20 protein-coding genes, 2 tRNA genes and 1 pseudogene are annotated in these 22,635 nt (G+C 65.0%); 18 read left to right on the top strand and 5 right to left on the bottom strand.

Features of this window, described 5'->3' with window-relative positions; genetic code table 11:
• Positions 1 to 74 precede the first annotated feature (74 nt).
• Positions 75 to 1,811 carry a vWA domain-containing protein gene (locus tag Q362_RS18530; protein ID WP_051553423.1) on the top strand — a complete coding sequence of 579 codons (1,737 nt, stop codon included), beginning with the start codon at positions 75 to 77 and terminating at the stop codon, positions 1,809 to 1,811.
• Here Q362_RS18530 and Q362_RS0100950 read toward each other — a convergent pair.
• Positions 1,804 to 2,298: an alpha/beta hydrolase gene (locus Q362_RS0100950; protein ID WP_245590123.1), complete on the bottom strand. Its 495-nt coding sequence runs from the start codon at positions 2,296 to 2,298 to the stop codon at positions 1,804 to 1,806. The two genes, Q362_RS18530 and Q362_RS0100950, sit on opposite strands and share 8 nt — an antisense overlap.
• Before the next feature lie 261 nt (positions 2,299 to 2,559).
• Between Q362_RS0100950 and fumC the strand changes: the two genes are divergently transcribed.
• The 3 genes from fumC (at position 2,560) to Q362_RS0100935 (ending at position 6,812) form a co-directional block, all read left to right on the top strand.
• Entirely contained in the window at positions 2,560 to 3,966 is a 1,407-nt protein-coding gene (gene fumC, locus Q362_RS0100945) for a class II fumarate hydratase (protein ID WP_028317139.1), read from the top strand.
• A 137-nt stretch (positions 3,967 to 4,103) separates the two neighbouring features.
• Positions 4,104 to 5,972 carry a GspE/PulE family protein gene (locus tag Q362_RS0100940; protein ID WP_028317138.1) on the top strand — a complete coding sequence of 623 codons (1,869 nt, stop codon included), beginning with the start codon at positions 4,104 to 4,106 and terminating at the stop codon, positions 5,970 to 5,972.
• Positions 5,973 to 6,812 carry an HDOD domain-containing protein gene (locus Q362_RS0100935; protein WP_028317137.1) on the top strand — a complete coding sequence of 280 codons (840 nt, stop codon included), beginning with the start codon at positions 5,973 to 5,975 and terminating at the stop codon, positions 6,810 to 6,812.
• Here the strand turns inward: Q362_RS0100935 and yciA are convergent.
• Entirely contained in the window at positions 6,809 to 7,249 is a 441-nt protein-coding gene (gene yciA / locus Q362_RS0100930) for an acyl-CoA thioester hydrolase YciA (protein WP_028317136.1), read from the bottom strand. The genes Q362_RS0100935 and yciA overlap by 4 nt on opposite strands.
• Before the next feature lie 226 nt (positions 7,250 to 7,475).
• On the opposite strand from yciA, the pseudogene Q362_RS18525 reads away from it, so the two are divergent.
• The 3 genes and pseudogenes from Q362_RS18525 to Q362_RS0100915 all read left to right on the top strand — a co-directional run.
• Positions 7,476 to 7,772, top strand: a pseudogene (locus Q362_RS18525) (hypothetical protein); the annotation flags it as partial.
• Positions 7,769 to 8,950, top strand: a complete 1,182-nt coding sequence (locus Q362_RS0100920) for an aminotransferase class I/II-fold pyridoxal phosphate-dependent enzyme (RefSeq protein WP_028317134.1) — start codon at positions 7,769 to 7,771, stop codon at positions 8,948 to 8,950. The pseudogene Q362_RS18525 and the gene Q362_RS0100920, both read left to right, overlap by 4 nt.
• A gap of 4 nt (positions 8,951 to 8,954) precedes the next feature.
• Complete coding sequence (locus Q362_RS0100915; RefSeq protein WP_028317133.1) at positions 8,955 to 9,614, top strand: DUF452 family protein; 660 nt, start codon at positions 8,955 to 8,957, stop codon at positions 9,612 to 9,614.
• Between the two features lie 269 nt (positions 9,615 to 9,883).
• Here Q362_RS0100915 and Q362_RS0100910 read toward each other — a convergent pair.
• A tRNA-Ser gene (locus Q362_RS0100910) sits at positions 9,884 to 9,976 on the bottom strand.
• Between the two features lie 20 nt (positions 9,977 to 9,996).
• A tRNA-Ser gene (locus Q362_RS0100905) sits at positions 9,997 to 10,082 on the bottom strand.
• Between the two features lie 71 nt (positions 10,083 to 10,153).
• Here Q362_RS0100905 and Q362_RS0100900 point away from each other — a divergent pair.
• The 11 genes from Q362_RS0100900 to Q362_RS0100845 all read left to right on the top strand — a co-directional run bounded on the left by Q362_RS0100900 (position 10,154) and on the right by Q362_RS0100845 (position 21,901).
• Positions 10,154 to 11,716, top strand: a complete 1,563-nt coding sequence (locus Q362_RS0100900; protein ID WP_028317132.1) for a sigma-54 interaction domain-containing protein — start codon at positions 10,154 to 10,156, stop codon at positions 11,714 to 11,716.
• Positions 11,716 to 12,264 (top strand): epoxyqueuosine reductase QueH, encoded by a 549-nt coding sequence (locus tag Q362_RS0100895; RefSeq protein ID WP_028317131.1) that lies wholly within the window; start codon positions 11,716 to 11,718, stop codon positions 12,262 to 12,264. Before Q362_RS0100900 ends, Q362_RS0100895 begins: the two co-directional genes overlap by 1 nt.
• A gap of 99 nt (positions 12,265 to 12,363) precedes the next feature.
• Positions 12,364 to 13,047, top strand: coding sequence for an XTP/dITP diphosphatase (locus Q362_RS0100890; protein WP_028317130.1), 684 nt, complete (start codon positions 12,364 to 12,366; stop codon positions 13,045 to 13,047).
• 207 nt (positions 13,048 to 13,254) lie between these two features.
• Positions 13,255 to 13,524, top strand: a complete 270-nt coding sequence (locus Q362_RS0100885; RefSeq protein ID WP_028317129.1) for a hypothetical protein — start codon at positions 13,255 to 13,257, stop codon at positions 13,522 to 13,524.
• 41 nt (positions 13,525 to 13,565) lie between these two features.
• A complete protein-coding gene (locus Q362_RS0100880) occupies positions 13,566 to 14,267 on the top strand; it encodes a hypothetical protein (RefSeq protein WP_028317128.1) in 702 nt (233 codons plus the stop codon).
• A gap of 3 nt (positions 14,268 to 14,270) precedes the next feature.
• Positions 14,271 to 15,290 (top strand): hypothetical protein, encoded by a 1,020-nt coding sequence (locus Q362_RS0100875; protein WP_028317127.1) that lies wholly within the window; start codon positions 14,271 to 14,273, stop codon positions 15,288 to 15,290.
• Positions 15,287 to 16,990, top strand: a complete 1,704-nt coding sequence (locus Q362_RS0100870; RefSeq protein ID WP_028317126.1) for a Do family serine endopeptidase — start codon at positions 15,287 to 15,289, stop codon at positions 16,988 to 16,990. Before Q362_RS0100875 ends, Q362_RS0100870 begins: the two co-directional genes overlap by 4 nt.
• Before the next feature lie 125 nt (positions 16,991 to 17,115).
• Complete coding sequence (locus Q362_RS0100865; RefSeq protein ID WP_028317125.1) at positions 17,116 to 17,955, top strand: HDOD domain-containing protein; 840 nt, start codon at positions 17,116 to 17,118, stop codon at positions 17,953 to 17,955.
• A gap of 366 nt (positions 17,956 to 18,321) precedes the next feature.
• Complete coding sequence (gene ilvB / locus Q362_RS0100855) at positions 18,322 to 20,004, top strand: acetolactate synthase large subunit (protein ID WP_028317123.1); 1,683 nt, start codon at positions 18,322 to 18,324, stop codon at positions 20,002 to 20,004.
• Complete coding sequence (locus Q362_RS18520; protein ID WP_051553419.1) at positions 19,991 to 20,317, top strand: ACT domain-containing protein; 327 nt, start codon at positions 19,991 to 19,993, stop codon at positions 20,315 to 20,317. Before ilvB ends, Q362_RS18520 begins: the two co-directional genes overlap by 14 nt.
• A gap of 336 nt (positions 20,318 to 20,653) precedes the next feature.
• Positions 20,654 to 21,901 (top strand): aminotransferase class I/II-fold pyridoxal phosphate-dependent enzyme, encoded by a 1,248-nt coding sequence (locus Q362_RS0100845; RefSeq protein ID WP_028317121.1) that lies wholly within the window; start codon positions 20,654 to 20,656, stop codon positions 21,899 to 21,901.
• A 58-nt stretch (positions 21,902 to 21,959) separates the two neighbouring features.
• Here Q362_RS0100845 and Q362_RS0100840 read toward each other — a convergent pair whose 3' ends face one another.
• Positions 21,960 to 22,610: a DUF7986 domain-containing protein gene (locus tag Q362_RS0100840; protein ID WP_084312115.1), complete on the bottom strand. Its 651-nt coding sequence runs from the start codon at positions 22,608 to 22,610 to the stop codon at positions 21,960 to 21,962.
• Between the last annotated feature and the right edge of the window lie 25 nt (positions 22,611 to 22,635).

The following is a 22,635-nucleotide window of genomic DNA, read 5'->3' as shown; positions in this document are numbered from 1 at the left end:
CCAACCGGATAACAGCGGCGGCCATGCCCGGCCGACCGTAATCTCATAACCTGCACTGTACAAAGGAGCCCGTGATGCAACCACGCATACTGATTACCCTGTTGTCTTTCCTGTTCCTGGCCGGCTGTTCCACGCCTGCCTCGGAGCCGAACAAAGCAAAAATCGACGACCGCGGCACCGAACCGGCCATCTTGGCCGAGGCCGCGCCATCGGTCGAGGCAGAGCGCAACCGGAAGCCCCGGCAACCGGCCACTGCCACCGGAAAAGTGGCAACCGCCGCCGTTCCCCTGAAAGCGACCGCAGAATTCAGCCGGCAGTTCGTGCCGGCCGGCCCGCCGCAGCCGGCCTGGAACCGCGAATCCTACAACGCGGTCCGGGAAAACGGCTTTGTCAACGCCGGTCTTGATCCGCTCTCCACCTTCAGCATCGATGTCGATACCGCCAGTTACGCCAATGTCCGCCGTTTCGTCAACAGCGGCGTCCTGCCGCCCGTGGGCGCGGTCCGGATCGAGGAGATGGTCAACGCCTTTGCCTACGACGATCCCGAACCCGAGGGCCGCGATCCCCTCTCCCTCAGCGCCGAGGTCGGCTCCAGTCCCTTCCACCGCGACTACCAACTGGTGCGCATCGGGCTCAAGGCCAGGAATATAGCCAGGGAGCAGTTGCCGCCCTCGAACCTGGTCCTGCTGATCGATGTCTCCGGCTCGATGCAGGACGCGAACAAGCTGCCCCTGCTCAAGCAGGCTCTGCCGCTGCTGGTCCGGCAGCTGGGCGCGCGCGACCGGGTGGCCGTGGTCGTCTATGCCGGCGCCGACCGCGTGGTGCTGCCGCCCACCCCCGGCGACCGGCAGCAAGAAATCCTGGCCGCCATCGAGGGACTGCACGCCGGCGGCTCCACCCATGCCTCCGGCGGCATCCGCGCCGCCTATCAACTGGCCCGGCAATCCTTCCTGCGCGACGGCAACAACCGCGTCGTCCTGGCCTCGGACGGCGATTTCAACGTCGGCGTCACCAGCCGCGACGAATTGCAGCGGCTGATCGAGACCGAACGCAAGTCGGGTATCCACCTCACCGTGCTCGGCTTCGGCATGGGCAACTATCGCGATGATACCATGGAAATCCTCGCCGACAAGGGCAACGGCAACTATGCCTACATCGACAGCCTGCTCGAGGCCGAGAAGGTGCTGGTCAGGGAGCTGAGCGGCACCCTGTTCACCCTGGCGGGCGACGTCAAGATCCAGGTGGAGTTCAATCCGGCGAAGGTGGGGGCCTACCGGCTGATCGGCTACGAAAACCGGGCCCTGGCGGACGAGGATTTCCGTGACGACCGTGCGGATGCCGGCGAGATCGGCGTCGGCCACCGGGTGACCGCCCTCTACGAGCTGATTCCGGCCGGGCACGCTGCCGTTCCCCAACTCGATCCCCTCAAGTACCGGCCCGCGCCACCGGTGCCGGCGAACGAAGGCCGGGAGTTGCTGACCGTCAAGCTGCGCTACAAACCGCGGGACAGCGAGGCGGCCCGGCAGATGAGCCTGCCGGTGCGCGAAACCGCCGGCCCCCATACCAGCGCCGACTTCCGCTTTGCCGCCGCCGTGGCGGGCTACGGCATGCTGCTCACCCGTTCCGAACACCTCGGCACCTTCACCTGGGAACAGTGTCTGGATCTGGCCCGCTCGGGCCGGGGATTCGACGCCGAGGGGCAGCGGGCCGAACTGTACCGGCTGGTGGCGGCCAGCCGCCTGTTGGCGCGGCAGCAGGACGAGCCAAATGGACCGGGGATCGAATCCAGGCCCGAGCCGGTGCTCAGGTGAGCAGGCGGGCCCAGTCGAGGCGCGGAAAGGTGCGGTGGAGCATGTGGTCGTCGTCCTCGATCCGCACCTCCAGGTTGGCGAAGGCGGCCCGCGCCAGCGGTACGACCAGGTCCGGCGGACAGACCGTATCGCCCGTGCCGACGACCACCAGGGCCGGCACCGTCAAGGGCGCGGGCGGCGGGCGGTAGCCGCCGAAATTGAGAGCCGGGGCCAGCAGCACCAGCCGCCGGCAGCGGTCGGGATGGCGGGCGGCGAAGCAGGCGGCCATCAGCCCGCCGAAGCTCGAGCCCACCAGGATCAGCGTCCCGGTTCCGGCCGTCTGCTCCTCCAGTTGCGCAAGCCGCCGGTCGAGATCGCCGTCGTAGTTTCGCATGCCGACCTGGGGAAAATGGGCGCGGAACCACCGGGCCTTGGTGCCCTGGATGGAGGAATCGAGACCGTGGAGAAAGAGGGGCATAACTGACTGCGGCGAGGGGGTGGCTGACATGCGGATTCCTGGCGGCGTGATCGGGGGAAAGCCTCCGGCCGGCGCGAACGGGGCGGGGCGGGAGGCCGGACTGTCTGCCGGTTATACCGCATCCCCGGCCGGTGGCAACCTGTTTCTGCCGCGAGGAGCGGGAGCCATAGACGGGAAAAATCACTCTCTGATGGCGAGATGCGGAAAAGACTTGCCCTTCCGCTGCGGAACCGTTTTCCTGTGCCAGGGGATGCAGGCGGGAGTCAAATGCGAGCGAAGGAGGGCGCGAGGATGGAGTACCGCATCGAACACGACACCATGGGCGAGATCGAAGTCCCGGCCGACCGGCTCTGGGGGGCGCAGACCGAGCGCAGCCGCCGCAACTTCCATATCGGCGAGGAGCGGATGCCGCTCGCCCTGATCCACGGGCTGGTGCGGTTGAAACGGGCCTGCGCCGTGGTCAACCACCGGCTGGGCAAGCTGCCCGAACCGATTCGCGACCTGATCGTCCGGGCCTGCGACGAGATCCTGGACGGCCGCCACGACGGCGAGTTTCCCTTGTCCGTCTGGCAGACCGGCAGCGGCACCCAGACCAACATGAACGTCAACGAGGTGATCGCCAACCGGGCGGCCGTCCTGGCGCACGGCGGCCTGGACCGGGGGCGGCCGGTGCATCCCAACGACCACGTCAACATGTCCCAGAGTTCCAACGACATCTTCCCCTCGGCCATGCACGTGGCCGCAGTATTCGCCCTGGAAGAGCGGCTCTTGCCGACGCTGTCGGCCCTGCAGCGCACCCTCGCCGCCAAGGCCGATGCCTTCGCCGGCATCGTCAAGATCGGCCGCACCCACCTCCAGGACGCCACGCCCCTGACGCTCGGCCAGGAGATCAGCGGCTGGGCCGCCATGCTGGCGAGCAACCTGTGCCAGCTCGGCGAGGCCCTGGAGCACCTGCGCTTTCTCGCCGTCGGCGGCACGGCCGTGGGCACCGGCCTCAACGCCCCGGCCGGCTTCGGCGAGGCGGTGGCCGCAGAGCTCGGCAAAGCCACCGGCAAGCGTTTCGCCGCGATGGCCAACAAATTCCACGGCCTGACCGGCCACGATCAACTGGTCTTTGCCCACGGCGCCCTCAAGGGGCTCGCCGCCAACCTGATGAAGATCGCCAACGATGTCCGCTGGCTGGCCAGCGGGCCGCGCTGCGGCCTGGGCGAGATCACCATCCCGGCCAACGAGCCGGGCAGTTCGATCATGCCGGGCAAGGTCAATCCGACCCAGGCGGAGGCGGTGACCATGGCCGCCTGCCAGGTGTTCGGCAACGACGCCGCCATCGGCTTTGCCGCCAGCCAGGGCAATTTCGAGCTCAACGTGTTCAAGCCGGTGCTCATCCACGCCTTTCTCCAGTCGGTGACCCTGCTGACCGACGTCATCCGCTCCTTCGACCGCCATTGCGCCGCCGGCATCGAACCGGTGCCGGAGCGGATCGACCATCATCTCCGCCGCTCCCTGATGCTGGTCACCGCCCTCAATCCGCACATCGGCTACGAAAAGGCGGCGGCCATCGCCAAGAAGGCCCACGCCGAGAACCTGTCGCTGCGCGAGGCGGCCATCGCGCTCGGGGCGCTCACCGGCGAGGAATTCGACCGGATGGTCCGGCCGGAGGCCATGCTCGGCCCAGCCGCCTTCCTTGCAAAAGAGTGAAACCCCGAACGCCCATCCGCACAAAAAAGTGAACCGCATGGTTTCACGTATGGACAGAACCCCTCTGTCTTGAGTACAATCGTCCGGATTTGTTGTCATTCACGGTTTTTCCCCCTTCCCGGACGGGCTACGCGGTCATGAAGGAACGCACGAGCGAACAGTACAGCGCCATCATTCGCCTGTTGTTGCAGGTGGACAAGCTCACGGTGGAGCAGATCAAGCATGCCGCCAGAATTCAGGGCAAGCTGACCACCTTCAGCCCGCTGCTGAAGATTCTCAAGGACCTCAAGTTCGTCTCCGACCAGGACGTGCGGGACTGCCTGCGCGCCACCTCGTCGCCGGTGCGCATCGGCGGTTTGCTGGTCGAACTGGGCTACATTTCCCCCGAGGACCTGGAGGCGGCCGTCCGCATCCAGGGGGAGAGCGGCGCCCGGGAAAAGCTGGGCCGCATCCTGGTCAAGCACAACTTCATCGACGAGCAGGTCTTCATCGAGATCCTCTCCATCCAGATGGGCTACCCCTTCATCGAGCCCGGCCTGAGCAACGTCGACCGGACCCTGGCCGGCAAGATCCCCAAGACGGTGATGCTGACCCACAGCTTCATTCCGATCAAAAGCGACGACGGGACGCTGCGGGTCGCGTTCGCCGACCCCCTCGATCACGAGACGGTTGCGTTCGCCAAGCGGTTTCTCGGCAGCGACATCGTCCCGGTCATCGCCCAGAGCCGCTCGATCAGAAAGACTGTGGAACTGCTGGCCGACAAGAAAGGGACCGGGGCCCTGGCAGTGGACACCTCCACCGTGGTCGGCATCGTCAACGCCCTCATTCTCGGGGCGATCAGGCAGCGCGCCAGCGACATCCACGTCGAGCCCATGGAGGACCGGCTGCAGGTGCGTTTCCGCGAGGATGGCGTCCTCAACCAGTACAAGGACTTCCCCAGGGAGATCGTCCCGGCGCTCACCAGCCGCCTCAAGATCATGTGCCAGGCCGACATCACCGAAAGGCGGCGGCATCAGGAGGGGCGCATCCTGTTCGATTACGACGAGGGCCAACTGGACCTGCGCGCCTCCTTTTTCGTCACCATCCACGGCGAAAAAATCGTGCTCAGGCTGCTCAACCGCAGGCAGGACGTCTACGACCTGCACTCCATCGGCCTGTCGCCCCGCATGCTCGCCCGGTTCCTGGAAGACGCGGTCCATCAATCCAGCGGGGTCGTGCTGGTCACCGGGCCGACCGGCTCGGGCAAGACCTCGACCATCTACAGTTGCATCCACGCCCTCAAGAGCCCGCAGGTGAGCATCATCACCGCCGAGGAGCCGGTGGAATACGTGATCGAGGGAGTCGCCCAATGCTCGATCGACCCCCGGATCGACCTGACCTTCGAGGAAACCCTGCGCCATATCGTGCGCCAGGACCCGGACGTGATCGTCATCGGCGAGATCCGCGACCCCTATTCGGCCGAGGTGGCGGTGCAGGCGGCCCTGACCGGACACAAGGTGCTGTCGAGTTTCCACACCGAGGACAGCATCGGCGGCCTGATCCGCCTGCTGAACATGGATATCGCCCCCTTTCTGGTCTCCTCCACCGTGGTCAGCGTGCTGGCGCAGCGGCTGGTGCGCCGCGTCTGCCCGTACTGCGCCGTCGACGCCAAACCGACCCCGGTGCAGCTCCAGCGGCTGCGGTGCTCGTTGGCCGATCTCCAGGGGGCCCGCTTCAGGAAAGGCCGGGGTTGCACGAAGTGCAGGCAAACCGGCTACCACGGCCGCATCGGGGTGTTCGAGCTGCTGGTGCTCGACGAATCCGTCCGGACCGCCATTCTCGACCGGAAGACCAGCTATGAAATCCGCGCCATCAGCATCGGTCAGTCCGGCCTGATCACCCTGCTGGAGGACGGCCTGGTCAAGGCGGCCGCCGGGATCACCACGGTCGACGAACTCCTCCGCTGCCTGCCCATTTTCAGTCCGCCCCGGCCCCTTGCCGAACTGCGCCGGCTCGCAGGTGAATAAATGAACGCCCCCGTTTCCCTCATCGACGTCATCAACCGCTTCATCGAATCCGACGCGGTCAGGCTGCCGGTGTTCAATACCGCCGCAGCCCGCATCCAGCGGGAACTGGCGAAAAAAGAACCGAATATCCGGATGGTGGAGAAGATCATCACCGCGGATCAGGCGCTGGCCAGCCAGGTGCTCAAAATCGCCAATTCGCCGTTTTACCGGGGCCTGGCCGAGGTCGGCACGGTACGGGCGGCGGTCATGCGGCTGGGCATGCAGGAGATCGAGAAAATCGTGCTGCTCGCCACCTCGCGGCCGCATTTCAGCAGCACGGACGCGTCGATCAACCTGCTGATGAAACAACTGTGGCAGCATGCCGTGGGCTGCGCCTACGCGACGGCGTGGCTTTCCCGGCGCTACACCTACGGCGTCGAGCAGAGCCAGGCCTTTTTCGGCGGCCTGTTCCACGATGTCGGCAAGCTGCTCATCCTGGTGATCATCCAGCAGATCAAGCGGAACAACAAAAAACTGAAGATCACCGAGGCCCTGCTGCTCGAGGCCATGGCCAGGCTGCACTCCCGGGAAGGCGCCAAGCTGCTCGGCCAGTGGAACATGCCCGACTGTTTTTGCGAGGTGGCCCGCGACCACCACCGCCAGGAGGTCGACGGGAAGAATGTCCTGCTCCTGCTGGTGCGCATGGCCAATCTGGCCTGCCGCAAGCTCGGCATCGGCCTGGAACAAGACCCCGGCCTCGTTCTTCCCGCCACCCCGGAGGCCAGCCTGCTCGCTCTGACCGAGATTGATCTGGCCGAGCTGGAAATCCTCCTCGAAGACACCGCCGTCCTGCGCAACTAACCCTCGCTGTCCGCCTCCGTGGCCAGCCGCGTTTTGTCGATCGGCTGCTTCCGGCCCTCGGCGTCGATGGCCACGTAGGTGAAGGCCGCCTCCGTCACCTTGAAGGTGGTGAACTGGTCCTTGCCCGCGTGGAGAATCGGCCGCACCCAGACCTCGAGCATGATGGTGATCGAGGTGGTGCCCACCCGCTTGACCCGGCCGTAGCAGCAGACCACGTCGCCCACCCGGACCGGCTTGATGAACTGCATGCTCTCCACGGCCACGGTGGCGGTGCGGGTACGGGTCACCTCCTTGGCCATCATGCTGCCGGCCAGATCCATCTGCGACATGATCCAGCCGCCGAAGATATCGCCGTTGAAGCTGGTGTCGGCGGGCATGGGCATGGTGCGCAAGAGCAGTTCGCCCTGCGGTCCGGAAACAGCCGTCGGCGTGGTCATGGTGGTCCTCCGGGCACGAGTGGATGGATGCGTCTTGTGTCTATAGTGGATTTCGCTCGTTTGGGGAATGGGCAATCGCACCGAAAATACAGTGGTGGCGCGCCCCATCCGCGACTATAATAGGCGGCCGTCGCCAAGAGTGGCAAACGGTTCGGGAAAAATCGGGGAGGAAGCGATGGAGATCGATTGGGCCTATCTGAGAAAGGGCTGAGCCTCGTGCAACAAGGCACAGGATGTGCTGCACGAGAACGCGATGACGCCGGCGCGGGTCGCCGACGCCAGGAAGGAGCCGCTGGCCGGCGAGGCGGCCTGGCAGGTGCTGGCCGGTGCCGGGGAGATCCTGGTGGCCAAGGGGAAAAACTATCAGGTGTTCGATCCGCGCACCGACGACAAGGAAACCATCCTGGCCGCGGCCCTGGGCCGGACCGGCAACCTGCGGGCGCCGGTGCTGCGGATGGGCGACCGGATTCTGGTGGGCTTCAGCGAAAGCCTCTACGCCCGGATCGCAGGAGAGGGTGCATGACCGATTTCAAACGACAGCTCGCCGAACAGCTCGCCGAGATCGACCGGCAGGGCCAGCGGCGCGAGTTGGTGCCGGTGACCCATCTCGACCGCGGCCGGATCGAGATCGACGGCCGCCGGTATCTCAATCTGGCCGGCAACGACTACCTGGGGCTGGCCGCCAACCGCGAGCTGCTCGCGCATTTTTACGGGCAACAGAACGAGGACAACCTGCTGGCCGGCTACGGCCTGGGCAGCACCGCCTCGCGGCTGATGACCGGCAACACCCGGCCCTATGCCGAGCTGGAACAAGAGTTGAGCGCCCTGTACGACACCGAGGCAGCCCTGGTGTTCAACTCGGGCTACCACCTCAACGTCGGCATCCTGCCGGCCCTGGCCGGCAAGCAGGACCTGATCCTCGCCGACAAGCTCTGCCACGCCAGCCTGATCGACGGCATGCGCCTGTCGCTGGCCAAGGTGGTGCGCCATCCCCATCTCGACTACCAGGCCATCGAGCGCATCCTGAGCAAGGACCGGGACCGCTTCCGCCAGGTGTTCCTCGTCACCGAATCGATTTTCAGCATGGACGGCGATGCCGCCGATCTGGCCGAACTGGTGCGGCTCAAGGACCGGTTTTCGGCCGTGCTCTACGTCGACGAGGCGCACGGGGTCGGCATCCGGGGCGACAGCGGTTGCGGGCTCGCCGAGGAGCAGGGCGTGCGGCCGGCCATCGAGATCCTGACCGGCACCTTCGGCAAGGCCTACGGCGGCCAGGGCGCCTTCGTGGTCGGCTCGCGGCTGTTGATCGGCACCCTGCTCAACACCGCTCGGCCGCAGATTTTCTCCACCGGTCTACCGCCGGTGTCGGTCCATTGGCTGACGGCGGTCCTGCGCCGGATTCCGCAGATGGGCCCGGAGCGGGCCAAGGTGGCCGAGCTGGCCCGGCGGTTGCGCCAGGGACTGCGCGAGGTCGGCCTTGAGACCCTGGGCAGCTCCAATATCGTGCCGGTGATGATCGGCGACGCCGCCAGGGCGGTGGCCGCGGCCGAGCGCGTCTGCGCGGCGGGCTACTGGGTCAAGGCGGTGCGGCCGCCCACGGTGCCGGCCGGGACCTCGCGGCTGCGCCTGTCCCTGAACGCGGCCATGGACTGGGAGCAACTGGCGCCCCTGCCGGCCCTCATCCGGGCCGCGCTGGACTGAGCCCATGCAGACCGCGTGGCTGCACCGCCATCAGCATCGGGAATGCCTCCTCTTTTTCAGCGGCTGGGGCATGGACCCCACGCCGTTTCGCGATCTGGCCGCCGCGGATCTCGATTGCTGCATGGTCTTCGATTACCGCGAGCTCCAGCCGGTCGATTTCGATGTTCTTGCCGGCTATGAGCGGCTGCACCTCGTTGCCTGGTCCATGGGGGTGTGGATGGCCGGCCATCTCCTGGCAGACCAGGCTGGCGCCTTCGCCTCGGCCACCGCCCTCGGCGGCACCCTGCTGCCGGTGGACAGGCAGCGCGGCATTCCGCCGGACAGCTATGCCGCCATGCTCGACCGCTTCGGCCCGGCGGTGCTCGCTGCCTTCCACCGCGACATGTTCGACGATCAGGACCACCTAACCCGGTTCCTGGCCCAGCGGCCGCAACGAACCCTCGCCGATCTCCGCGACGAGATGGCGGCCAACCGCGACGCCTTTCTCCGCTCCGGACCGGGCCGCGACATCTATTCCCGCGTGCTCATCACCAGCCGCGACCGCATCTTCTCCGGCCGCAACCAAGGACGGGCCTGGGGTAAGGGCCGCGGCACCCTCACCACCTGGCCCCACTTCCCCTTTTACCACCTCGCCGACTGGCGGGAGTTGCTGACCATGCCCTGATCCACCCGGCTGTCGCCGGATGGCAACGATGCCCGCCGAACCGGACCCCTCGGTCAACCTCGCATTCTTTTGACACAAATGCAAGGCAACTGCACAATTTCTTACAATTTGGACGAGGTTGATATAGCGGACCGTGACCGGATATGGTACAAAGTTGTCAGATTGTAGGAAGGGAGGCAGGGTCTGCAAAGGCTGGTTCCGGAAGAGCGGACGCCCGACCCGGAAAACAACAAAAGGCTGGTTGGCGCCCCAACCAGCCTTTTGATATATGGCGGAGAGAGAGGGATTCGAACCCTCGGTGGAGTATAACCCCCACACTCGCTTAGCAGGCGAGCACCATCGGCCTACTCGGTCATCTCTCCAATGTCGGTTTCCGGTTTGCTGGCGGAGGGAGTAGGATTCGAACCCACGGTGCTTGCGCACAACGGTTTTCAAGACCGCCGCCTTAAACCCCTCGGCCATCCCTCCATAGCGGCAAGTACATACCATTTCGAAGGAACACTGTCAATATACTCTCCTCTGGCCTCTGCATGAAAGCAATGAACAACCCGCCCGGCTCCAAGCAGGATCAGGAATTCATCGATCTGACCTGTCTCTACGAAATAACCCGGCACCTCGCCTCGGCCACCAGCCTGCAGGAATGCCTGGAAAAGATCGTCACCAGCCTGGCCGAACGCAAGGACATGGACAACGGCACGGTCACCATCGTCAATCCGGCCACCGGCGAACTGGAGATCGAGGTGGCCCACGGCATCACCGCCGAGGCCAAGCGACGCGGGCGCTACAAACTGGGCGAGGGCATCACCGGCAAGGTGGTGGCCACCGGCGAACCGATCATCGTGCCGCAGATCGGGGACGAACCGCTGTTCCTCAACCGCACCCGTACCCGGGGCGACGAGCGTAAAAAGAAAAGCTCGTTTCTGTGCGTGCCGATCCTGGCATCGCAACAGACCATCGGCGCCCTGTCCATCGACCGGATGTACAAGGAGGGCTTCGGTGTCCAGTCCGAAAACGATCTCCGCTTCCTCACCGTGGTCAGCGGCCTGATCTCCGAGGCCGTGCAGCGCATTCGGCGGGTCAACCAGGAAAAGGAGGCCCTGCGCCTGGAGAACTCCAAGCTGCGGCGGGAATTGTCCGCCAAGAACCGGATCGAGGAGATCATCGGCAACTCATCGCGGATGCAGGAGGTGTTCGACATGGTGCACCGGGTGGCCGACTCCAACGCCACCGTGCTGCTGCGCGGCGAATCGGGCACGGGCAAGACCCTGGTGGCCAAGGCCCTGCACCACAATTCCGGCCGCGCGGGCGGCCCCTTCGTGGTGGTCAACTGTTCGGCCCTGCCGGAAACCCTGTTGGAAAGCGAACTGTTCGGCCACGAGAAGGGCGCCTTCACCGGCGCCACCGAAACCAAGCGCGGCCGCTTCGAGCTGGCCGAGGGCGGCACCCTGTTCCTCGACGAAATCGGCGAAATCAGCCCGGCGGTCCAGGTGAAGCTGCTCAACGTCATCCAGGAGCGCACCTTCCAGCGGCTGGGTTCGACCAAGCCGATCAAGGCGGACATCCGCCTGGTGGCCGCCACCAACCGCGACCTGGAAAGCGCGGTCAAGGAGATGCACTTCCGCGAGGATCTGTACTACCGGCTCAACGTCTTTCCCGTCTACCTGCCGCCCCTGCGGGAACGGCGGACCGACATCCTGCTTCTGGCCGAACATTTCCTGGAAAAGTACGCCAAGGAGAACAACAAGGAGATCAGCCGGATCTCGACGCCGGCGATCGACCTGCTGGTGCAGTACCACTGGCCGGGCAACGTGCGCGAGCTGCAGAACTGCATGGAGCGGGCGGTGCTGATCTGCGACGGCCCGGCGATCAAATCGATCCATCTGCCGCCCTCCCTCCAGAGCACGGACAGCGTGCACGCCGACAAGCCCCTGTCGCTGGCGGCGGCGGTCGAACATTTCGAGCGCGAACTGATCATCGAGGCGCTGAAGAAGAACAACGGCAACCAGACCAAGGCGGCCAAAAGCCTGGACACCAGCCTGCGGATCATCAACTACAAAATCCACTGCTACGGCATCGAGCCCAAGCATTTCAAGGTCAAGTGATGCGCATCCTGCTCCATGTCTGCTGCGGCCCCTGCGCCGTGTACCCCGTGCGCAGGCTCCGGGAACAGGGGCATGAGGTCACCGGTTTTTTCTTCAACCCCAACATCCATCCCTACCGGGAATTCCGCCGCCGCCTCGACGCGGTCCGTCAGTTCGCCGAGGCGACCGGCTGCCCGATGAAGATCGACGACCGCTACGGCCTCACCGAATATCTGCGCCAGGTGGTCTTTCATGAGGAAGAACGCTGCCGGCGGTGTTATGATCTGCGCCTGACGGCGGCTGCGGAACAGGCTGCGGCCGGCGGCTTCGACGCCTTTGCCAGCACCCTGCTCTATTCGAAATACCAGAACCACCGGCTGCTCGACGTCCGGGGCGGGCAGCTGGCGGCCGCGCACGGCATCGGCTGGTATTACGAGGACTTCCGGGTCGGCTGGCAGGAGGGGATCGACGAATCCATCCGTCTGGGCCTGTACCGGCAGCCCTACTGCGGCTGCATCTACAGCGAACAGGAACGGTACGACAAGCGGTTGCGCCAGAAAAAAGGATGACGCACCCGGCTCCGGTCGCCCGGCCCGCGCCGGCGTGCCGCATTTCATTTCGGGGAAAGCGCCCATGCCGCACAAACATGGCGCGCAGGGAGGAACATCATGGACAACATCATCGTGCTGGCCACCAGCAATGTCAACAAGCTGAAGGAAATCAAGGAACTGCTCAAGGATTTTCCGGTGACGGTCAAATCGCTCGGCGATTTCGGCCCCATGCCCGAGGCGGTGGAGGATGGCGCCACCTTTGACGACAACGCCTATAAAAAAGCCCTGCACTATGCCAAGGTGCTGGGAGTGCCCTGCCTGGCCGACGATTCCGGCCTGGCGGTCGATGCCCTCGACGGCCGGCCCGGCGTCTATTCGGCCCGCTACGCCGGCCCCAAGGCGACCGACCGGGACAACCGCGAGAAATTGCTCCGGGAAATGACGGGCAAGACCAACCGGGCCGCCCATTTCGTCTGCGTCCTGTCGCTGGCTACCCCGGCCGGCCCGGCCCTGACCTGGGAAGGCCGCTGCGACGGGGAAATCACTGCCGAACCGCGGGGCGAATCGGGCTTCGGCTACGATCCGGTCTTTTTCTTTCCCGAATTCGGCAAGACCTTTGCAGAGGTGACCATGGCCGAGAAAAGCCGGGTAAGCCACCGCGGCAAGGCCCTGGCCGAGTTCGCCGCCGAATTTGCCAAGGTGCAGGTCTGGCTGCGCCAGCGCATGGCCGAGAGCAAGCCGTCCAAGCCCGACCACAGCCAGTTCGAGCACAACGACTGGTCCCGGGAACGGATGTGCTGACCAAGGGGGGACGGCTGGACCGATCCACTGGACATACCGGCGAAAAACACACCTGCTTGAGTGCGACGGTCCGTCTTGTTTTTGCAGACGATGTGCACTATAGTAGCGGCCATGTCAGCCGGCCGGCACCCGCGCGCAACGCGGCGGAACACACTGTCCGGCCGTCACTCCCTGCCTGATGCCTTCCCTTCTCAAGGAGAGATGATCATGAAGAAAAGGCTCCTTCTCGGCTTTGTTCTGCTCGCCGCCACGTTGACGGGCTGCGGCGCCCCCACCATCAATCCCAACTACAGCTCCGCCAATCCGGAACTGATGTTCATCGGCAGCGAGGCTCCCGCCGACAAGCCCACGGAAACGCTCAATCTCGGTTCCTACTGCCTCAGCGTGTCCGAGAAGTGGAAAAAGGACGGCAAGACGCCGGATGGCCAGACCATCTGGACCAAGGACAGTTTCCGCAGGGTCGTTCCGTGCCGGTGAAACCGGCACGGATGGCATCCCCACCGCACGGGTCGGCAACAATGAAGACATTCCATCTCATCATCGGCAGCCTGCTGGTCGCCCTGCTGGCCGGCCACGGCGTAGCGCTGGCGCAGCAGAAACGGAAGATTGTCCTGAGCGAGAACCAATTCAGGGAATCGTTTCTCGAAAAAGTCACGGTTTCGGGGGGCATTCGTGCCGGATTCATGTACGGGAGCCCTCTGGAACGGGTCGACGTGCACCAGCTCTACATCTACCTTCACCGCGACCTCGACGATCCGCAGGCCATGCTCTGCGTGAACATGGTCAGCCGCGACGGCCGCTATACGGCTTCCTGGCAGTATGCTCTCGGCAGCCAGCCGGCGGGGATCATCAATGTCGACCTACCCTCGAAATATCGGGAGCAGGTTTCGAGCTACACCCCCGACGCCCTGGCGGTCCTCGCCGCGATCGCCACGCAGGACTGCACCGCGCCGGACCTGAAGTATATTCCGGCCAGTTGGGGCGAGGCCCATCAGGCCGACTCCATCCTCTACGTCAACTCGGGCAACACCGACACGGTCATCGGCATCCCCGGACACACCGGACGGATCCCCTGCGCGAAAATCACCGCCGACAGCACCATTGCCTACGACACCCAGTGCGTCATCGGCAAGGAGGTGCTCGACGAACCCAAAAGCATCTTTCTCGTCCGTACCAGTTTCGGGAACAAACTGCCGAATGTGGAATTTCCCGTGAGATAGGGCGTGGGCCTCCGCAACCCCTGCACAGCGGCCTTCTCGATCGTCCGCAACATTGTCCTCGCCGCTGTCCTCTACGAGCCGGAAAACAGAAAATTTTCCGTTATCGCCGAGCGCTATCCGAAGACGTTCAACTGCATCGCCGTCGTCTTCTGCCTCTATCTGGCCTTCCTGGTCTTTCTGATCGCGAAAATCGTCATCAATACCACGACCACCGGGTCGTTCATCCTGACCGCCCGCACGGAACGGATCGAATATCAGCCCGAAAGCATCGCCCCGCCACGCATCCCCCTGTACAATGCCACCGTTCACTGGGAGGAGGCGAGCACGGAGCAATTCGACCCCCTGGCCTCGGAGGCGACCGCATCGAAATCCCTGGCCGTTCCGGGCAGCGGTTCCGTCCAGATTCAGGGCGCGTCCACGCTCGTCTTTTCCCGGATAGGCGGCGGCGACCTGCATATCCAGATCAAGAGCGCCAATCCCGTGGTGGTGTACAACGACAGGGACGAAGCCGCGGCCACCCTGCCCCCGGCCGTCGAATTGGTGCTGAAGGACCCGGCCGCTCTGTTGGGCCGGGACATCTCGTGGAAATACAATCTCGACGGCCCGCTCATCGTGGGGCGGGTGCCGACCTATGGCGTCCAACAGTTGAGCGGCCTGCTGATCGACGGGGAGATCCAGATGATCGCCCGGCAACTGCTCTCCGAGAATCATTACAAGGTCGACCCCTACAAGCTGCAACTGGGCGACGAGATTCAGTTTCAGCCCGAAAACCCCAAGACGAGCGGACTGGTCACCTTCGATACCGCCCGCGGCTTGCAGGTGGTGGCCATCGTCGAGGCACAATCGGCAACGGTGAAAAAATTCAGAGCGACACATATTCAGATCCGCAACAATCTGTGGTCGAAACTGGGCAAGGATGAAGAACTGGTGATCACCTGGGCGGTGCTGCTCACCGTTCCCGGCATGCTGGTCTTTCTTTCGCGCCTCCTTGCCTTTCATGCCCTGATGCATGTAAAAAAATGAACACGTTTCTCTCTCCCCTGTTCGTCTTCCTCATCGCGTTTCTCCCCTGTGCCGGCACCTTGCTCGCCGCGCATCCCGGCCTGGCCTCCGATGTCTACATCAGGACGGACGACAACCAGACCGGCCAGGGCGTCTTCCGGCAGCGCGGCGGCGAATGCCTGGTCATCACCCCGCTGCACGTGGTCGACAACGCCTTGCAGATCGATGTCACTTTAGCCGACAAACGACGCTATCCGGCGGAGCTGATCGAATCGTTCCCCGGCGACATCGCCGTACTCCGGATCATGGCCGCCGATCCGATCCCGTGCAAAGCCGGCGCCTACTTCGCCAAGATCCCCATCGACACCCTCCTGGAGGCAGAGAAGAGCGGCGAGATGCGCACCATGCTCGCCGACGGCAGCATTCGCATCATTGCCGTCAATATCGTCGGCTACGACCAATTCCGCACCATCCACGTGGTGCCGCAGGAGGCCGGGACCGCCTTCGTCAAGGGTGAAAGCGGCAGCCCGCTCTACATCGCCGGCCGTTTTGCCGGCATGCTCCTTTCCGTCACCGACAATGTCGGCAACGTCGTCCGCAGCGACGCCCTGGCCCAGACGGTCGCGCTCTTCTTCGAGGACAGAACCCGTGCCGCCGTCGCGGTGCCGGCCGTTGCCCTGAAAAAAACCGACATGCCCGCCGCGGAGCAAGCGGTGCGCAAGGAGATGGCCGGCAAGGAGCAGGAGTTCGGCGGCGTCATCGCCAAGAGCGCGGTGGCCGAGCACAGCATCAAGCTGGAGGGCAACAGCCCGGTCCGGTTGAGTTTTCTCCCCACAGGCGACGGCGCGCAGTTCAACATCGAGATCCTGGACTCGGCGAGACGCATTGTTTTCCAGAACGGCACCCATCCGCTCTGCGGAACGGAGGCCGCGACCATTCCGTTCACCCCGCCCACGAGCGACACCTATTCCATCTTCATCGTCGGCACCAAGGGGGAGGGGAAATACGCCTTCACGGTGACGCCTATCACTACCAACGCCCGCCTCAGGGGCGAGGCCAATGCCGTCCATATCGGCGGCGACGCGGTCCATGGCCTCATCGCCCGGGGGGCGGTGGCCGAGTATTTCGTCTCCCTGGAAGCCAACAGCCCGGTCCGCCTGTCCCTGCCCGCGACCGAAGCCCGCCTGCGCTACCGCCTGGACATCGTCGATGCCGCCGGCAGGTCCGTGTACCGGGATGCGGGCAGACTGTACAGCGCGGGCGATACCGTCGCCATCGCGTTCACCCCGCCCACAACGGGGCGATACACGATCCGCATCAAAGGCATTGAAGGGGAAGGGGCCTATGCGCTGCACGTTCTGCCGATCGCCAGCAACGCCCAATTGCGGGGCGAGGCCAATGTGCTCGCCGTCGGCGGCGCCCAGGCGGAAGGCAGCATCGCCCAGGGGGCGCTGGCGGAGTACCGCCTGCAGCTCGAGGCGCTCAGGCCGGTCCGTTTTCAATTCGCCGGCACCGGCGATGCGGGGACCTACACGGTGGAGATTGTCGACTCGACCGGCATCCCCGTCTACCTGAATCCCACCAGGCGCTATGACGGCACGGAAAGCTTCGCCATCCCGTTCACGGCGCCGAAAACGGACATCTATACGCTGCGCCTGGTGGGAACGGCCGGCGAATGCAGGTATGCCATCAGCGTTCGCCAGGGAGTCCGCACGGATTGAGCCCGCCTCGACCGTTGAGGCGCCCGAACAGACGAGACCACGGCGCGCAGGCGCCCGCCTCCGGATGCCGGTGCGGCGCGGTGCGCGTCTTGCCCACGATCGGACCTGCCTTTCAGGAGCACCCAATGGCCCCCCTTCTCCATGACGTCCTCCATGCGGCCCACCTCCTCTCCCTGCCCGATATCTATATCCGGTTGCGCCGGGTCCTCGACAATCCGGGGTACACTGTGGCCGAAGTCGCCACGGTGATCGACAAGGACCCGGCCTTGACCCTGCGGCTGTTGCGCATCGTCAACAGCTCCCTCTATTCCTTCGCGGCCAGGGTCGACACCGTCAGCCGTGCCGTCGCCCTGCTCGGCACGCAACAGATTCACGACCTGGTGCTGGCCACCTCCATCGCCCTGACCTTCAAGGGCATGGCCGTCCATCTCATGGACATGCAACGATTCTGGCGGCGGAGCGTCTACTGTGCCGCCGCCTGCCGGCTCCTGGCGGGCAGGGCCAAGACGGGAGAACCGGAACGTCTTTTCGTCGCCGGCCTGCTGCACGACATCGGCCATCTGCTCATGTACCAGGCCATTCCCGATCTCGCCCAGCAGGCTCTTGTGCGGGCACGGGCCGAAAGCCTGCCGGTGCACGTGGTCGAACGTGCCCTGCTGGGGTTTGATTACGCGACCGTCGGCGGCGAACTCATGCGCCTGTGGGAGGTGCCGGAGAGCCTGGTGGAGTCGGTCCGGTGCCATCTCGAACCGGAACACGCGCGACACTTTCCGGTGGAAACCGCTCTGGTGCATCTCGGGGCGCTGCTGGCACGGGCGGAGCACGAAGAAGGTCCGCCCGATCAGGAACCGCTGCCGGTCGCGTCCCGGGTCTGGCTGGCGACCGGACTCGCTCCGGAAGACTGCACCGCCCTGCACGAGGCGATCGGCCGCGATTTCGAGGCGATCATGGATTTCTTTTCCTGACGCCCTCCGAATCGGTGGCGGCCTCAGCCCGCCCGGCGGGGTTCCAACGACATCCGCCAGGAAATCCTCGCAGGGAAGAAACATTCCCCTTGACGGCAGAACCCCGCTTCAGGTATCAAGAAGACAATCGTTCGCTCACGAACGCACTCTTGCATGAACAGCAACCGTATATGAAGACTCTTTCCCGTCCCGCCGCCCCTGCCGCCTTCTTTGCCCTGCTCGTCGTAGGCGTAGTGGTCGTCGTACGCGTACCCATCGGGGCGCCGTAGCGGGAAGGAACTGCTGATTGAGATGACTCCCCCTGCCGGCGCCAGCCGGCAGGGGTTTTTTTTTGCCCGATCGACATCACCACAGGAGGACCACGACATGCCCAGACTCAGCGGCGCCCAGATCATCATCCACCAACTGGAACGGCATGGCATCCGGACCGTCACCGGCATTCCCGGCGGGGCCAACCTGCCCCTCTACGACGCCCTGGCCGACACCACCGCCATCCGCCACGTTCTCGCCCGCCACGAGCAGGGCGCGGGCTTCATCGCCCAGGGCATGGCCCGATCCACCGGCCGGCCGGCGGTCTGTTTCGCCACCTCCGGCCCCGGCGCCACCAACGTCCTCACCGCCCTGGCCGACGCCTATCTCGACTCGATTCCGCTGGTCTGCATCACTGGCCAAGTCCCACGGTCGCTGCTCGGCACCGACGCCTTCCAGGAGGTCGACACCTACGGCATGTCCATGCCGATCACCAAGCACAACTACCTGGCGCGCTCGGCCGCCGAACTGCTGACCATGGTGCCAAAAGCCCTGCGCCTGGCCGGTTCCGGCCGGCCCGGCCCGGTGCTGATCGACGTGCCCAAGGATGTGCAGACCGAGGTGGTGGAGTTCGCCGCCTGGCCCGAACCCTGCCCGACCGCCGATCACCGGCCCGGAGACGAGCAGGCGATCGCCCAGGCGGCGGCGATGATCAACGGGGCGACCCGGCCGATCCTCTATCTGGGCGGCGGCGTCATCCATGCCGGGGCCGCGGCCGCAGCCAGGCAACTGGCGGAACAGGCCGCCATCCCCGCGGTCATGACCCTGATGGGACTCGGCATCCTGCCCTCGGACCATCCGCTGTCGCTGGGCATGCTCGGCATGCACGCCTGCCGCGCCACCAACCTGGCGATGGAGGAGTGCGATGTCCTCATCGCTGCCGGGGTCCGGTTCGACGACCGCGCCACCGGCCGGATCAGCGCCTTCTGCCCCAACGCCAAGGTCATCCATGTCGATATCGATGCCAGCGAAATCGGCAAGCTGCGACCGGCCGACGCCGGCATCACCAGTGACGCCGGCCGGGCCTTCGCCGGTCTGCTGCCGTTGATCCGGCCGAGGCGGCGGGGCCAATGGAACGAGCGCATCCGCCAGTTGCGGCGGGACTTCCCCTGTTTTCCGGCGCAGAATTTCGCGCCGGGTAAGCCTTTTCAGCTCATCCGGCGCATCGCCGAGCTGGCCGGTCCCGAGGCCCTGATCAGCACCGATGTCGGCAAGCACCAGATGTGGGTGGCGCAAGCCTACCCCTTCACCGCGCCGCGCCAATTGCTCACCTCCGGCGGCCTGGGCACCATGGGCTTCGGTCTGCCGGCGGCCATCGGCGCCTCACTCGCCTTTCCCGGCCGGCCGGTGGTCTGCTTCAGCGGCGACGGCAGCCTGCAGATGAACATACAGGAGTTGGCCACCGCCGTCGAACAGCAGACCCCGGTCAGGATCGTGGTGCTCAACAACAGGAGCCTGGGCCTGGTGCGTCAGCAGCAGCGCCTCTTCTACGATCAGCGCTATTTCGCCTCCTCCTACGGTATCGCCGTCGACTTCGCCACCATCGCCCGCGGCTTCGGCATGCGGGCCTTCGATCTGGACGGCGCCGCCGAACCGGACCGACTCCTGCGCCAGGCCATGGCCGAACCCGGCCCCTGCCTGATCAACGTACCGATCGACATCGAGGAGGAGGTCACCCCCATGGTGCCGCCGGGCGCCGCCAACACCACCATGATAGGAGACGATTATGCCCGCAACTGATACCGACCGCGCGGCGGCAACACCGTCCGGGTCCACCACCATCCTCCGCCTGACCGTCAACAACCATCCAGGGGTCATGCTCCAGATCTGCGGCCTTTTCGCCCGCCGGGCCTTCAACCTCGAGGGAATCTTCTGCACCGCCATCGGCCGGGGCGACACCAGCCGCATCTGGCTCACCGTCGACGCCGCCGACAGGCTCGACCAGGTGGTGAAGCAACTGGCCAAGCTGGAAGACGTGCTCGCGGTCGAGGACCGGGCCGATGCCCGCGACCGGGTGGAAGCCATGGCGGCGATGATGGGCCGTATCGGTTAAAGGAACGTGTGCTCCCGACCCGACAATCATTGACAAAATGGTCGATCCGGGCTAGAAACAGTCAGAGAAAAGACTGCAACCGCAACGCGTATTCAGCAGGATAGCCCCATGAGACAACGACAGGGCGCGGCAGCGGCGGCGATGAACCCGGTTCATTGGCGACCGCCTGCTGCGTAATTCACAGCAGACTCAAAACCGCTCGCCATGGACCACGACTCCGGTCCATGGCGTTTTTTGTGCAGCCTGGACCGGACGGTTCGGGCTTTTTGCTTTTCGGGACGGCAGTATTCCTCAACCCGAGTCCCTGGCGCCGGGCTACTTTTACAGGAGATGAACATGAGCAACGACGTGACCATCCGCTTTGCCGAACGCATGCAGCAACTGCCGCCCTACCTGTTCGGCATGATCAACAAAATCAAGATGGAAAAACGGTGGGAAGGCATCGATGTCATCGATCTCGGCATGGGCAACCCCATGGACCCGACGCCGAGCCGGGTGACCGAGAAACTCTGCGAGGTGGCGGTCGATCCCAAGACCCACCGCTATCCGGTCGCCGGCGGCATGAAAAACCTCAAACGGGAGATCGCCCTCTACTACAAACGCAAGTACGGGGTGGAGCTCACCGGCGAGGACGACGTCATCTGCACCATCGGTTCCAAGGAGGGCATCTCCCACCTCTGCCTGGCCCTGCTCGGGCCGGGCGACACCGTCCTGGTGCCCTCGCCGTTCTTCCCGATCCACGTCTACGCCGCGGTCATCGCCGGGGCCAGCGTCCTCCGCTTTCCCCTGGGCTCGGAAGAGGCCTTTCTCCGCCAGATGAGCACCATGTGCCAGTCGCTCTATCCCCACCCCAAGCTGGTAATGCTCAACTATCCCCACAATCCCACCGGCACCCTGGCCTCCAGGGAATTCTTCGCCGAGATGGTCAAGCTGGCCAGGCGGCACAACTTCATGGTGATCAACGACTTCGCCTACGGCCAGATCATCTACGACGGCCAGACCGCGCCCTCGCTGCTCGAAATTCCGGGGGCGCTGGAGGTGGGGGTCGAGTTCGGCTCCTTCTCCAAGTCGTACAACATGGCCGGCTGGCGGCTGGGCTACTGCGTGGGCAACAGGGAGATGGTCGGCGGTCTGGCCAAGATCAAGGGCTACTACGACTACGGCATCTTCTCGGCCATCCAGGTGGCGGGCATCGTGGCCATGCGCGACTGCGACGACACCATCGTCGAGCAGGTGGCGATCTACCAAAAGCGGCGGGACGTGCTCTGCGAGGGGCTGGTCCGGATGGGCTGGGAGGTGGAGAAGCCCAGGGCCGGCATGTTCGTCTGGGTGCGCATCCCCGAGCCCTTCGCCCAAATGGGCTCGGTCCGTTTTTCCATCGAAATGATGAACCGGGCCAACGTGGCCGTGGCCCCCGGCGCCGGTTTCGGCGAGGAGGGCGACGGCTATCTGCGCCTGGCCCTGGTGGAAAACGAAAACCGCATCCGCCAGGCCCTCAAGCAGATGAAGCGCGCCCTGGTGGAAATCGAGCAGGAGGTCAAAGCCGGCACCTTCCTCCTCGCCCCGGAAGGGGCAGCGGCCTGAACATCCGGTTGCACAAGGGCCGCGTTTTTTTCGGCAGACGCGGCCTTCCCACCTTTTTCTAGGCCATCTCCCCGAGGAGCGCCCGCCAGCGGCGGATATGCTCCTCGTTCACTGCCCGTTCCTCCTTGCTGTCGAGCACCCGTCCCGCGGGTTGCATGCCGGCGCTGTCGCCAATGGTGCCGAACACCATGTTGGCGCCGGTGTGCATCCAGGCCTCGCGGAAGGGAAAAATGCGGAAGGCCGAGAGCAACCCCACGGCATCCTGCTGCGGCAATGACCGGTCGAGGATGAAAAAATGCCCTCCTCGGATGACGTCCAGGGCGACGAAGCCGCCGGCCGGGTGCACCTCCCTGATCCAGAAGAGCGAAAACCGGGCCTGCACCATGCCCGCCAGCAGGGTGTGCTCGTCGCTGCCCGGCGGATATGGCCTGCGGTTGCACAGTTGCCGGACCGGGGAGATCCCATGGGGGCGGTGCATGTAGATCAGGTAATCCTGAAAGATTTCCGCCTCCAGTTCATGCGCGAAAACGATCCCCGACCGGCCGCCCTGACGGCTGAGCATGCCCAGCCGCCGGGCGCAGGACCTGATCGCCTCCTTGCCGGCCAGCCTGGCGATGCGCGCATGCAAAACGGGCATCAGCGGCCACAGCCGCGCATATTCGGCGGCCAACTCTTCGATACGGGCGGGCACCACAGCGGCATCTTCCACGAAACGACCTCCGATAACAAAGACA

Origin of the sequence: Desulfobulbus elongatus DSM 2908 (genome assembly GCF_000621145.1) — a bacterium.
GTDB lineage: Bacteria > Desulfobacterota > Desulfobulbia > Desulfobulbales > Desulfobulbaceae > Desulfobulbus > Desulfobulbus elongatus.
The sequence above is the reverse complement of the archived record's forward strand: the minus strand, read 5'-3'. Positions and strand labels throughout refer to the sequence as shown.

Coding starts and splice junctions, on each gene's coding strand:
- Q362_RS0100880 (WP_028317128.1), top strand. CDS start 13,566: ATGAAGACATTCCATCTCATCATCGGCAGCCTGCTGGTCGCCCTGCTG.
- Q362_RS0100900 (WP_028317132.1), top strand. CDS start 10,154: ATGAACAACCCGCCCGGCTCCAAGCAGGATCAGGAATTCATCGATCTG.
- Q362_RS0100920 (WP_028317134.1), top strand. CDS start 7,769: ATGACCGATTTCAAACGACAGCTCGCCGAACAGCTCGCCGAGATCGAC.
- Q362_RS0100940 (WP_028317138.1), top strand. CDS start 4,104: ATGAAGGAACGCACGAGCGAACAGTACAGCGCCATCATTCGCCTGTTG.
- Q362_RS0100935 (WP_028317137.1), top strand. CDS start 5,973: ATGAACGCCCCCGTTTCCCTCATCGACGTCATCAACCGCTTCATCGAA.
- Q362_RS0100915 (WP_028317133.1), top strand. CDS start 8,955: ATGCAGACCGCGTGGCTGCACCGCCATCAGCATCGGGAATGCCTCCTC.
- Q362_RS0100870 (WP_028317126.1), top strand. CDS start 15,287: ATGAACACGTTTCTCTCTCCCCTGTTCGTCTTCCTCATCGCGTTTCTC.
- Q362_RS0100885 (WP_028317129.1), top strand. CDS start 13,255: ATGAAGAAAAGGCTCCTTCTCGGCTTTGTTCTGCTCGCCGCCACGTTG.
- fumC (WP_028317139.1), top strand. CDS start 2,560: ATGGAGTACCGCATCGAACACGACACCATGGGCGAGATCGAAGTCCCG.
- Q362_RS0100950 (WP_245590123.1), bottom strand. CDS start 2,298: ATGTCAGCCACCCCCTCGCCGCAGTCAGTTATGCCCCTCTTTCTCCAC.
- Q362_RS18520 (WP_051553419.1), top strand. CDS start 19,991: ATGCCCGCAACTGATACCGACCGCGCGGCGGCAACACCGTCCGGGTCC.
- Q362_RS0100890 (WP_028317130.1), top strand. CDS start 12,364: ATGGACAACATCATCGTGCTGGCCACCAGCAATGTCAACAAGCTGAAG.
- Q362_RS0100895 (WP_028317131.1), top strand. CDS start 11,716: ATGCGCATCCTGCTCCATGTCTGCTGCGGCCCCTGCGCCGTGTACCCC.
- yciA (WP_028317136.1), bottom strand. CDS start 7,249: ATGACCACGCCGACGGCTGTTTCCGGACCGCAGGGCGAACTGCTCTTG.
- ilvB (WP_028317123.1), top strand. CDS start 18,322: ATGCCCAGACTCAGCGGCGCCCAGATCATCATCCACCAACTGGAACGG.
- Q362_RS0100865 (WP_028317125.1), top strand. CDS start 17,116: ATGGCCCCCCTTCTCCATGACGTCCTCCATGCGGCCCACCTCCTCTCC.
- Q362_RS18530 (WP_051553423.1), top strand. CDS start 75: ATGCAACCACGCATACTGATTACCCTGTTGTCTTTCCTGTTCCTGGCC.
- Q362_RS0100845 (WP_028317121.1), top strand. CDS start 20,654: ATGAGCAACGACGTGACCATCCGCTTTGCCGAACGCATGCAGCAACTG.